We start from the raw sequence: 11,800 nt of genomic DNA on the forward strand, positions 1-11,800 counted from the left end.
GGACCATTTACCGTATTGGCTCCCACGGACGAAGCATTCGAGACATTCCTCGATGGCGCAGCTTTGGATGACATCCCTGTTGACGTTTTGACCAACGTATTGCTTAACCACGTTATTAGCGGTGAAATTTCCTCGGAAGATTTGACCGGGCTTGGTTCTGGTTATACAAGTACTATGGCCACAGGAGCTGGAGACCAAATGGTAAGTTTGTTCTTTGATACTTCGGATGGTGTTACCTTTAACGGCGTATCTTCTGTTGTAACTCCGGATGTTAAAGCTTTGAACGGTATCGTTCATGTGGTGGATGCCGTAATAGATATCCCTAACATTGTGGACCATGCGGTTGCCAACCCAGGGCTTTCGTCTTTAGTCGCTGCTTTGACAGATGGCGGAAATACCACATTCACCGATTTGCTATCCGATGAAGAGGAGCTTTTCACCGTATTTGCACCAGGAAATGATGCATTCAGTGCATTTACTAATCCAAATTCCAATAATATCAACGCGATTCTATCCAACCACGTTGTGGTGGGTGCTGCTGCATTCTCTTCTGGTTTGACCAATTCCTATGTAAACACTGCAGCCGAATTTGATGTAGATGAAAATTTAAGCCTATACATTAACACAGATGATGGTGTGACCTTAAATGGAACCAGCAATGTGGTAATGGCAGATATTGTAGCCAGCAATGGGGTCATTCACACTGTAGATGCAGTAATCGACCTGCCTACCGTGGTGACCTTTGCTACAGCCGACCCTACCTTCTCTACTTTGGTACAAGCATTGACTGAATTGACGCCAAGTACTGATTTTGTAAGTGTATTGTCCGCTCAAGATGGGGCAGGTAGCGATCCATTTACCGTGTTCGCACCCACAAATGATGCGTTTGCGGCTCTTGCAAGTATTCCTGGTGAAGCTGACTTGACCCCAATACTTCAGCATCATGTAGTGGCAGGCGCCAACGTTCGCTCAGGCGACCTTAGCGACGGTGCCACCGCAACAACTTTGGAAGGTGATATGATTACCATAAACTTGCCAGGTACTGGAGACAATATAGCAGACATTACTGATGGTGCTGGAAACACAGGCATTGGTATAGATGCCGTGGATGTACAAGCCATCAATGGTGTTATTCATGTAGTGGATACCGTACTTATACCGGATACATCAAACTAACTGATTTTTGATTGATAGATAGTGTTTAAAAGCCCCCTCAAAATTAATTGAGGGGGCTTTTTATCGTATACAGGTTACCGTTTATCGATGACACATCAACATCGGAATATTTACCCACAAAAAGCGACTGTTTTACAACTATTAATTTTTTCAGTCTAGGTAATGCCGCATCTTTGGAGTCCCAAATCTTTCCAAACTATACCTGTAAATGGTAACTCCCCCAAGGCAACCTTGGGGGAGTTCTTTTTTATGCCAAAAGCTACTTTCAGGTTATCTTCTTCCTGATTTCTTTTGCTCTTCGGCCTGTTCCATCATTTCGCGCATCTTACGCTGGAACTTGTTCTCTTTTTTAGGCTTTTTCTTGTTCTCCTGTATCTGTGCATGAATCTTTTCTTCATCCAGAATGTAGTTCTTGATGGCCAACATAATAAAGATGGTAATCAAGTTGGAGATAAAATAATATAAACTCAACCCACTCGCATAGTTGTTGAAGAAGAACAACATCATAATAGGCGATAGATACATAATGAACTTCATGTTCGGCATACCGGGCTGCTGCTGCATTTGCATACTCTGACCAGTGGTCATCTGCATGTAGAAGAAAATGGCAATGGATGCCAAAATCGGAAACAGGGAAACGTGGTCTCCATAAAATGGTATGGTGAACGGCAATTCAAAAATGGTGTCATAAGATGATAGATCCTCGGCCCATAAAAAAGGTTTCTGGCGCAACGCAAACGACGTTGGAAAAAACATGAACAGGGAATAGAAAATAGGCAACTGCAATAAAGCGGGAACACATCCACTCATAGGGCTTACACCTGCTTTATTGTAGACCTTCATGGTCTCCTGCTGCTTTTTCATGGCGTTGTCCTTGTACTTTTCGTTGATTTCCGAAATCTCAGGTTTCAACACCTTCATCTTGGCCTGCGACAAATAGGATTTGTAGGTCACCGGCGACAATGCCAATCGTACTAAAATGGTCATAATCACAATGGCAATTCCATAAGGCAAGAACGAACTTAAGAAGGTGTAGAACGGTGTAAATACGTATCTGTTTATCCACCCGAAAATCCCCCATCCAAATGGAATGGAGTCGGCCAATCCCAAATCCTTGTAATCATCCAGTACTTTTACGTCCGTAGGCCCGTAATACCAGTGCATGTTCTGCGATATTTCACCCCCCTGGAATTCCAAAGGCGCCCTTGTGCTATATTCTTTGGTAAAACGTAGCTCTTTGCTTTCTTCCTCTACCAAATTGGTAGAAGTTAAATCTGCAGTTTTAAAATGGTTGTCGGTTGCCAGAATGGAGCTAAAGAAATGCTGACGGTACGATAGCCATTTTACATCCTCCTCGGTCTCTTCGTCAAAATCACTGCTCTCCGAAAGTTTACTGATATCACCATCATCATGGTTATACGTTAAACGGGTATATCTATTTTCGTACTGTACGCTCTTGTTATGTCGGATTCCTTTAAGGTCCCACTCCAAAGTAACAGGTTTGCTGGTGTTAAAAACCCCGTTCAAACCTTGGGAGCGCATGGTAAAATCCACCAAATATTCATTGGGCTTCATCTCGTAGCGGTACTCCAAAAATTTGCCGTTGGCAACTTTTGCCTTCATGGATAGCACCTTATTATCACCGCTTTGGGTTAGGGATGGCTCAAAATATAAATCGGCCGTGCTCAATACTCGGTTATCCGATGTGGTAAAGTTCAATGCAAAGTTGGCATTTCCATCCTTCACCAAATAAACGGGAATGGAATCATAGGTGACAAATTCTTTCATTTTTGCCTCTACTATCTGCCCCCCTTTATTGGCAACTTCTAAATATAGCACCTCATTCTCCAAAATGGTGGTCCCATCTGAAGTTTGGGTAAATCCAAAGGCCCCAACTGTATTTTTGTAGTTGGCAACAGCAGTAGAATCGTTAAGGTCGACGGTCCTTGCTTCTTTAACAGGAGCCGTTTTGACCTCTTGCTCCTTCTTGGCTGCCTCAGCTTCTATTCGTGCTTGTTCTGCTTTTTGAGCTTCAAGCTCTTCTGGCGTTGGCTGATTTTGGAAAAACATAAAAATGAGTATCCCAAAAATCAGTACAAATCCAATAATGGATTTAATATCCAGCTTCTTTTCTTCCATGAATATTATTTAGTAGAAATATGTATTGGTATTTCAGGTGACAAATATATGTCCAAAAGCCTGTTTTATGCCAAACTGGCATTGTTTTGTTTCTGTTTATGGTTCAGAACTGCCTTTACAAAGCCCACGAACAATGGATGCGGACTTGCGACGGTACTTTTATATTCGGGGTGATACTGTACCCCTACGAACCAAGGATGCGATGGAATTTCCACAACTTCCACAAGACCCGTTTTTGGGTTGAGCCCCGAAGCGACCAAACCAGCTTTCTCCAGTTGGTCCTTGTACTTATTGTTGAACTCATACCTATGCCTGTGTCGTTCCTCGATATCCGAAGTGCCATATACACCATGGACCAAACTTCCCTCTTTAAGGTGACAGTCCCAACTTCCCAAACGCATGGTACCACCTTTTTCGGTAATGTTTTTTTGTTCTTCCATTAAGCTAATCACCGGATCCGGCGTTGCACTGTTCATTTCAGTAGAGTTGGCCTTACTCAGGCCAAGAACAGTTCTCGCAAATTCTATTACGGCCATTTGCATGCCCAAGCAGATTCCCAAGAAAGGAATATTGTTCTCACGCGCGTAGGTAACGGCATTTACCTTGCCCTCGATTCCTCGTTCACCAAAACCAGGAGCGACCAAAATACCGTCCAGCCCCTGCAGCTTCTTTTCAATATTTTTAGCAGACAAATGTTCGGAGTGAATCGATTTTACCTCAACCTCCACTTCATTTGTCGCTCCAGCGTGGATAAATGCTTCTTGTATTGACTTATATGAATCGGGCAACTCGACATACTTTCCTATCAACCCGATCACAACCTTGTCCTTCGGATTTTTATGACGCTGTAAAAACTCTTTCCATTGGTCCAAATTGGGTTCGGTGGTATTGGGGAGCGCCAATTTTTCCAAGGTCACAGTATCCAAACCTTCTTCTTGCATCAATAAAGGAACATCATAAATGGTAGATGCATCTATGGATTGTATTACGGCTTCTTTTTTCACATTGCAGAATAGCGCCAGCTTTTCCTTAATGTCTTCCGAGATATGGTGCTCTGTTCTACATACCAATATATCAGCCTTTATTCCGCTCTCCATCAAAGTCTTAACGGAGTGCTGGGTCGGCTTGGTCTTTAACTCACCGGCAGCGGAAAGGAAAGGCACCAAAGTAAGGTGCACCACAATTCCGTTGTGTTCCCCCAATTCCCATAACAATTGACGAACCGATTCTATGTAAGGTAACGATTCAATATCCCCTACGGTTCCACCAATTTCGGTAATAACGATATCATAATCGCCACTTTTTCCCAAAATTTGGATGCGTTCCTTAATTTCGTTGGTAATATGTGGCACAACCTGAACGGTCTTGCCCAAAAACTCCCCACGACGCTCTTTTTCAATAACACTTTGATAAATTCTACCTGTGGTAACATTGTTGGCCTGTGACGTACGTACGTTCAAAAAACGCTCATAATGGCCAAGGTCCAAGTCGGTTTCGGCACCATCATCGGTCACATAACATTCGCCATGCTCATACGGATTAAGTGTTCCCGGGTCAACATTGATGTATGGATCCAGTTTTTGGATGGTGGTTCGGTATCCCCTGGCCTGTAGTAATTTAGCCAAGGATGCGGCGATAATTCCTTTACCCAATGAAGAGGTAACGCCTCCCGTAACGAAAATGTACTTGGTATCTGACATATTGATCATTCTATTACGGGGCGTAAAATTACTAATTGCTGGGCAAAAATCAGGTAGATTGGCGAGGAAAATCTTTTTGCAACTTTCTAATGATGGGTTCCAGGTTGTTATCCTTGATGGTCAACATGGTATTTAAGTAATTTCCCAATTTCCCTTCGGGGAAACCTTTTTGACGAAACCATACCAGATAGGGCAAAGGCAAATCCACAAGGTAGCGCCCCTTAAACTTACCGAACGGCATCTTATAATGTGCCAGTTCCAACAATTGTTTTGAATCGGGGTGTATTTCCATATCTAGGTCTAAAATACTATCTTTCCCAGAACAAATCCGTAAAATGAAACGTAGAAATTTTATAGCCACGGCCGCAGTCGGGTCCGCAGGTCTGGCCTCAACCTCTGCCATGGCTTACGGCCAAGGCCAAAACAAAGAATTTAAACTCAAGAACAATATTAACCACAGCGTTTGTGAATGGTGCTTTAATGACATCCCCTTGGAGGATTTTTTAAAGACCCTCAACGAGCTCGGCGTGAAGGCGATTGATTTGGTGGGACCGGATAGATGGCACATATTGAAGAAGTACGACATACATTGTTCCATGTGCAATGGGGCTGAAATTAGTTTGACCGAAGGTTGGAACAATCCCAAATACCACGAGCAGCTTATAAAAAACTATACGGAAATGATTCCTAAAGTGGCCGAAGCCGGTTACACCAACCTTATCTGTTTTAGCGGCAACCGAAATGGTATGAACGACTACGTGGGGCTGCAAAATTGTGTTGACGGACTATCGCAGATCATGCCCTTGGCAGAAAAACATGGGGTGGTTATCCAGATGGAGCTATTTAACCAAGTAAACCACCCGGACTATATGTGCGACAATTCCATTTGGGGCGTAGAACTTTGCAAGCACTTGGGTAGTGACAACTTTAAACTATTGTTCGATATCTACCATATGCAGATTCAAGAGGGCGATATCATCCGAAGTATACAAAACTACCATCCATATTTTGGACATTACCACTGTGCAGGAGTTCCAGGTAGACACGAAATAGATGAGACACAGGAGCTCTATTATCCTGCAATCATAAAAGCAATACATGCAACGGGTTTCAAGGGCTATGTGGCCCAAGAATTTATAGTAACCTGGGAGGATAAGATTGCGGCGTTAAAAGATGCTTTTACGAGGTGTGATATTTAGCCCAAGAGCCCAAAACAAGTAATAATTAGGATGGTGGGCGTTCGACCTTTTTCATGATTCAGCGCCCTGAGCTATCCATAAGAGCCATCATAATCTTTTGGTTCCATTCCTGCTGCTTCTCACGGTTTCGAGAAAAGTTGGTTTCCCAGTCATACCGCTCTTGGTATTCTTGAAGTTCTCTTAGGATATCATTATATATCTTCTTAACCTCTGCCTTTACATCATCGGAAAAGGATGTTCTGTGTAGCTTTTCCCGCATCTTACGGGCAAAGATCTCGGTTATATCAAAATGTAGCTGTTCGTGCGCCAACGTATTCTCATTGCACAGCTTTGGCCTATACCACGATTCGTTTGGATAGAAATAGGCATTCACTTCAAAATCCAAATGAACCTCGTGATGCAGTAAATTTGCGGAATAGGAATAGCTGATACCACTTGCAGTGGTGGCCGCAGATTCTTCTGCGGGAGGTACTTTTCCCTTAAAATCGGCCCAAGTAAGCCTTATATCTTCGCTCCATGGAACTCCTTGCTCGATTTCTTGCGCCAATCCAAAAAAACCAAGTAGAAAAATACATACTATGGGAGCTATTTTGTCCAATTAAATTCGATTACCTTTTCAATATCTGGATGCAAGCTGTAATGTACGGGACAGGTATTGGCGGTATGCACCAATATTTTTCTATGCTTTTCGGAAATAGCTGAGGGCATTTCAAATTTCACCTCGATTTTGGATATCCTCCTTGGATTGGCCGCCATATGCTTTGTTACCTCGGCGGTGGCTCCGTTCAGGTCCACTTCCAAATCACGCGCCTTAATGCCCATCATGGTCATCATACAATTGGCAAGTCCAGTGGCCACAGTATCGGTGGGCGAAAAGGCTTCTCCCTTACCATTATTGTCCACAGGGGCATCTGTAATATATTCGTTACCCGAGCGCAGATGAACACATGTGGTGCGAAGATTTCCGTTATAAGTTACTTTTGACGTCATTTTTTGGCTCTACTTCCTTAATCGTTAAGTTATTGTACTCCATGATATAACATGCCCTGTTAAAATAACCAGAGGTCCAATCATTCAAATAATCAAAACCATTACCTGCATATTCGGTAAGTCCAATATATTTGGAAGTTTCAAAAAGATTCTTCTTGTAGGCAAGCTTAAGCAGAACATCCATTGTCACATCAAATCCCCTTACCGCATATCTATCCGGTACGAGCCCATCGTACTTCTTTGTATATGCACTTACAAAGGAATCGTTTTCACTTTCCTTGTAAAATGAAGGATATGTAAATCTAAGGTTTGACAAATGCGTTTTTGATACGGCATCGTCCTCGAATGCCCCATTATAGCTGGTAGTGAACATACGCACCTTTGTTTGCTTTCCTTCTACGGTCTCTCCTATTCGAGTATTGGCCGAGTTCAATATAGAAGTGACGCTTGCTACCATATTGGGCTGGTCGGTTTCCAAGAAAACCCAGTTCTCCTTCTCATTGGAAAGTTGGATAAGGAAGCGATCCAGATGCAATGATTTGTTGTCTATGATCTTGGCAATTTGCGCTGCCGGAAACTTGCTCAAAATAGAATCGTGAGCTACCTGATGGGTAGAATCGGCAATGATGATTACATTCTCGTTCTTATGGATTTTTTCCATGTAAGATAGTAGCTTATCCCTGAGCACGGCATCTCTTGGCACGGAGAAGAACACATTGTTATGGCTCAACTTACTATCGGATGAAATTGGTGCAATTACCGGAATTTTCTTTGCGGCGGCCTGTACGGCAACCTCGTCCAAAGGTCCTACGGCCAATGGTCCAATAATAGCATCAACCCCATTTAGATTTTCCCTGAAAAGAATTTCTTTGACCTTGGCTTGATCCAATTGCGTATCATAGGTTTTCACATCTACTGAAACCCCTAGTTTTTTAATGGAATCCAAAGCGACCATTGCGCCAGTATAAAATCCAAGACTTAGTGCCAGATCTCTACGGTTTTTGATGAGCTCCTCTGCTTTTTCGGTATCGGCAACATTTACTTTGTCCAATCTAAAGGGAAGCATAAAGACCAACTTGGGCTTATTCTCCACATTGATACTGTCCACCAAATTGATTTTATCCAGGACCAAGGCATTCTTCACTTCGAGCTCTTTGGCTTTTTCTTTGGGCAATTTTAGCACCATTCCCGCCTTCAATCCATTTTCAAGCGCTGGGTTCAAACGGAATAGCTCCTCTCGCGTGATTTTCAGGTTTTGGGTAATCCTAAAAATATTTTGTTTGGGTTTAACTTCATAAAAAATAAAGTTCTCCGTATTTACCTCTCCTTTGGTATCCCTCTTTTTGGGTAGCCTTACCACCATACCTTCTTTGAGACCGCCCTGTTTCATAATCTCAGGATTGAGCCTCACTATGGAATCTGTTGGAATACCATATTCTCTTCCCAAGCTGTAAAGTGTCATTTTAGGCGGCACCGTATACGAAGTGAACAGGTCTGTTTTTTGTTCTTTTAAGCTATCTCCCTTTGGTCTGGGCAGTTTCAATTCTTGACCTGCTGCCAAATAATTGGTGGTCTTGTCCAGTTCGGGGTTCAAAATCAAAAGGCTATCCACACTTATACCGTATTTGTGCGCTACGCTCCATCGTGTTTCTTTGGGTTGCACGGTATAAACCTCAAAATCCAGTTCCTTTTCTTCATCGGGGTCAATTTCCGGGAAAACCGGAATCTGAAGAATCATTTTACGATCAAGTGTCTCTGAATACAAATTGGTATTGTATCTTTTTAACTGATCTTGGGTGATATTGTATTTTTTTGTGATACCGAATATGGTCTCCTTGCGTTTTACCCTGTGACGTATAAAACGGATTGGCTTCACTTCTTCCTCTTGCTCCTCCTCTACCTTGGTCTTGGTTTTAGTTTCTACAGGCTTGCCATTCAAAGGAATTATAAGAATTGTATTCTCCTTGACATCGGAAGCACTCTTGATTTCTTTATTTGCCTGTAATATGCTGTAGGGCGTAACCCTGTACTTTTGGGAAATGCTTTTAAGTGTTTCCCCTTCTTTTACAGCGTGTGTTGCATAGTTTTGCGCAGAAACCGGTACCATAGCAAAAAAGAGCACCATGGTAAAAACCAGTTGTAACATATATTTTTTCATTCCCATTCTATAGTTGCCGGTGGTTTTGAACTAATGTCGTACACCACTCTATTAACGCCTTTAACCTTGTTTATTATATCGTTAGAGGTTTTTTGCAGGAATTCGTAGGGCAAATTCACCCAATCGGCGGTCATACCATCGGTACTTTCGACCGCTCTAAGCGCGACACATTTTTCGTACGTACGCTCATCTCCCATTACCCCAACACTATCTACGGGCAAAAGCATGGCTCCGGCCTGCCAAACCTTGTCATAAAGCCCCCATTTTTTCAATCCTTCAATAAAAATGGCATCCACTTCTTGTAAAATAGCCACTTTTTCCGCTGTAATATCCCCCAAGATACGGATTCCCAAACCAGGTCCTGGAAAGGGGTGTCTTCCCAAAATTTCAGGGGACATGTCCATACTTGCCCCAACTCGCCTTACCTCATCTTTGAACAACATTTTTAAGGGCTCCACTATTTTCAACTTCATGTAGTCGGGCAATCCTCCAACGTTGTGATGACTTTTTATTACTGCTGATGGTCCGCCACTGGCCGAAACGGATTCAATCCGATCTGGATAGATGGTTCCTTGTGCCAACCATTTTGCATTTTCCACTTTGTGTGACTCATCATCAAAAACCTCTATAAAGACCCTTCCGATAATCTTTCTTTTTCCTTCTGGGTCCGATTCACCTTTCAAGGCATCCAAAAAGCGTGCCGAAGCATCGACACCCTTTACATTAAGTCCCATGTGTTTATACTGATCCAAAACATCTTCAAACTCGTTCTTCCGCAAAAGCCCGTTATTCACAAAGATGCAGTACAGGTGATCGCCTATGGCCTTGTGCAGCAACATGGCCGCAACACTGGAATCAACCCCACCTGAGAGACCGAGTATTACTTTTTCATCTCCAATTTCTTTCTTAAGCTCCTCTACGGTTGTTTCCACAAAAGCATCAGGGGTCCAATCTTGTTGTAATCCTGAAATGTTCACCAAAAAGTTTTCCAACAGTTTTTTCCCGTCGGTGGTGTGGTATACTTCTGGGTGGAACTGAATTCCATAGGTAGTTTCCCCAGCTATTTTATAGGCTGCATTCTCCACATCGTGGGTACTGGCCAAACGAACTGCTCCCTCGGGCAATTCTTTTATGGTGTCGCTGTGGCTCATCCATACTTGGCTTCCTTCCCCTATGCCATTTAAAAAATCTTCTCCTTCCTTTACATAGGAAAGGTTGGCTCGGCCATATTCACGTGTTGCCGAAGGTGCCACGTTTCCACCATGAAAGTGGGATAGGTATTGCGCACCATAGCAAATCCCCAACAAAGGCACCTTTCCTTTAATTTTTGAAAGATCAGGATGCGGCGCCTGTTCGGAACGTACCGAAGATGGCGACCCCGAAAGGATAACGGCCTTATACTCCGATAAATCCTTGGGCAATTTATTGTACGGCTTAATTTCTGAATAAATGTTGAGTTCCCTTACGCGTCTTGCGATCAGCTGAGTATACTGGGAACCAAAGTCTAGGATGAGTACGTTGTTATGCATGGGCAAAAATAGCAATTTGCTTTAGTTGCAAAAGTATCTTTTAAAGGTTATTTATGACAAGTTTTTCCCAAAAGTAATTCCAACGGGTTATTAACAACTTCATTTGTTTGGGCTGCTCCTCATTATATTTTTAATAAGCGTTCTCTCTTATATAGTTTTTTTCTTAATTGATTTCATTATTTCTTTGCGGTCTAAATTGAACCAACCATGATTAAGGGATTCATTTTTGATTTGGATGGTGTTATAACCGACACCGCCGAACTGCACTATGATGCTTGGAAAAAGTTAGCGGATGAAATGGGCTGGGAGTTTGACCGCGAGGTAAACGAAAAACTGAGGGGTATTTCCAGAATGGATTCTATAAAGGTCATCATGGACCATAATGGCGTATCCTTGAATGAAGACACGATAGTTGAACTTGCCACCAAAAAAAATGACATCTATGTCAATAGCCTGGATGATATGACCCAAGAGGACTACCTGCCAGGTGCCAGGGAGCTGCTTACACATTTGCGGTCGGAAGGTTTCAGCGTTGCGCTGGGAAGTGCAAGTAAAAATGCCAACAAGGTCTTGAAGCAGCTCAATGCAATTCATTTTTTTGATGTGATCGGGGATGGAAACAGTGTTACCAATAGCAAGCCTGCTCCAGATATTTTTTTGTTCGCCTCTGAAAAATTAGGACTACGTCCTGAAAACTGTATTGTTTTTGAAGATGCAGAAAAAGGAATCGATGCCGCAAAAGCAGGAAACTTCCATAGCGTAGGTATTGGCCCAGAAGAACGGGTAGGTCATGCCGATATACGTTTTGACACCATGAAGGAGGCAACCCTCTTCGCGGTAAAATCACATTTCAAGGATTTATTTTAAGCGCTTTGATTATAAAAACAAAAAACTCCGGGAACCACTCCG

At 42.8% G+C, this 11,800-nt stretch carries 10 protein-coding genes; 3 read left to right on the plus strand and 7 right to left on the minus strand.

Annotation, left to right across the window (positions count from 1 at the left end; genetic code table 11):
* Positions 1-1,176 (plus strand): fasciclin domain-containing protein (locus DCK90_RS16150; RefSeq protein ID WP_199912700.1); only part of this gene is annotated, 1,176 nt, incomplete at its 5' end.
* A gap of 270 nt (positions 1,177-1,446) precedes the next feature.
* On the opposite strand, the gene yidC is transcribed toward DCK90_RS16150, so the two are convergent.
* The 3 genes from yidC to DCK90_RS16165 all read right to left on the minus strand — a co-directional run bounded on the left by yidC (position 1,447) and on the right by DCK90_RS16165 (position 5,307).
* Positions 1,447-3,315 (minus strand): membrane protein insertase YidC, encoded by a 1,869-nt coding sequence (yidC, locus tag DCK90_RS16155; protein WP_108247245.1) that lies wholly within the window; start codon positions 3,313-3,315, stop codon positions 1,447-1,449.
* 65 nt (positions 3,316-3,380) lie between these two features.
* Positions 3,381-5,015, minus strand: a complete 1,635-nt coding sequence (locus DCK90_RS16160) for a CTP synthase (protein WP_108247266.1) — start codon at positions 5,013-5,015, stop codon at positions 3,381-3,383.
* Between the two features lie 49 nt (positions 5,016-5,064).
* On the minus strand, positions 5,065-5,307 hold the full coding sequence (locus DCK90_RS16165) for a DUF3820 family protein (protein ID WP_108247246.1): 243 nt from the start codon (positions 5,305-5,307) through the stop codon (positions 5,065-5,067).
* A 43-nt stretch (positions 5,308-5,350) separates the two neighbouring features.
* On the opposite strand from DCK90_RS16165, the gene DCK90_RS16170 reads away from it, so the two are divergent.
* Positions 5,351-6,214, plus strand: coding sequence for a hydroxypyruvate isomerase family protein (locus tag DCK90_RS16170; RefSeq protein WP_108247247.1), 864 nt, complete (start codon positions 5,351-5,353; stop codon positions 6,212-6,214).
* 58 nt (positions 6,215-6,272) lie between these two features.
* Here the strand turns inward: DCK90_RS16170 and DCK90_RS16175 are convergent, their stop codons facing one another.
* The 4 genes from DCK90_RS16175 to guaA are packed head-to-tail and all read right to left on the minus strand — an operon-like array spanning position 6,273 to position 10,891.
* Positions 6,273-6,812 (minus strand): DUF922 domain-containing protein, encoded by a 540-nt coding sequence (locus DCK90_RS16175; RefSeq protein ID WP_108247248.1) that lies wholly within the window; start codon positions 6,810-6,812, stop codon positions 6,273-6,275.
* Positions 6,800-7,204, minus strand: coding sequence for an OsmC family protein (locus tag DCK90_RS16180; RefSeq protein ID WP_108247249.1), 405 nt, complete (start codon positions 7,202-7,204; stop codon positions 6,800-6,802). The genes DCK90_RS16175 and DCK90_RS16180 overlap by 13 nt, the downstream gene beginning before the upstream one ends.
* Positions 7,182-9,362 carry a LysM peptidoglycan-binding domain-containing protein gene (locus DCK90_RS16185; RefSeq protein ID WP_108247267.1) on the minus strand — a complete coding sequence of 727 codons (2,181 nt, stop codon included), beginning with the start codon at positions 9,360-9,362 and terminating at the stop codon, positions 7,182-7,184. The genes DCK90_RS16180 and DCK90_RS16185 overlap by 23 nt, the downstream gene beginning before the upstream one ends.
* A complete protein-coding gene (guaA, locus tag DCK90_RS16190; protein ID WP_108247250.1) occupies positions 9,359-10,891 on the minus strand; it encodes a glutamine-hydrolyzing GMP synthase in 1,533 nt (510 codons plus the stop codon). Before guaA ends, DCK90_RS16185 begins: the two co-directional genes overlap by 4 nt.
* A 207-nt stretch (positions 10,892-11,098) precedes the next feature.
* On the opposite strand from guaA, the gene pgmB reads away from it, so the two are divergent.
* Complete coding sequence (gene pgmB, locus DCK90_RS16195; protein WP_108247251.1) at positions 11,099-11,758, plus strand: beta-phosphoglucomutase; 660 nt, start codon at positions 11,099-11,101, stop codon at positions 11,756-11,758.
* Positions 11,759-11,800 lie beyond the last annotated feature (42 nt).

The sequence above is a fragment of the Muricauda brasiliensis genome (assembly GCF_003057865.1).
In the GTDB taxonomy this organism is placed as follows: Bacteria; Bacteroidota; Bacteroidia; order Flavobacteriales; family Flavobacteriaceae; genus Flagellimonas; species Flagellimonas chongwuensis.

Bases quoted from the DNA above. Each gene is read 5' to 3' on its own strand.
- DCK90_RS16170 (WP_108247247.1), top strand. From the start codon at position 5,351: ATGAAACGTAGAAATTTTATAGCCACGGCCGCAGTCGGGTCCGCAGGT.
- DCK90_RS16165 (WP_108247246.1), bottom strand. From the start codon at position 5,307: ATGGAAATACACCCCGATTCAAAACAATTGTTGGAACTGGCACATTAT.
- DCK90_RS16160 (WP_108247266.1), bottom strand. From the start codon at position 5,015: ATGTCAGATACCAAGTACATTTTCGTTACGGGAGGCGTTACCTCTTCA.
- guaA (WP_108247250.1), bottom strand. From the start codon at position 10,891: ATGCATAACAACGTACTCATCCTAGACTTTGGTTCCCAGTATACTCAG.
- DCK90_RS16185 (WP_108247267.1), bottom strand. From the start codon at position 9,362: ATGAAAAAATATATGTTACAACTGGTTTTTACCATGGTGCTCTTTTTT.
- pgmB (WP_108247251.1), top strand. From the start codon at position 11,099: ATGATTAAGGGATTCATTTTTGATTTGGATGGTGTTATAACCGACACC.
- yidC (WP_108247245.1), bottom strand. From the start codon at position 3,315: ATGGAAGAAAAGAAGCTGGATATTAAATCCATTATTGGATTTGTACTG.
- DCK90_RS16180 (WP_108247249.1), bottom strand. From the start codon at position 7,204: ATGACGTCAAAAGTAACTTATAACGGAAATCTTCGCACCACATGTGTT.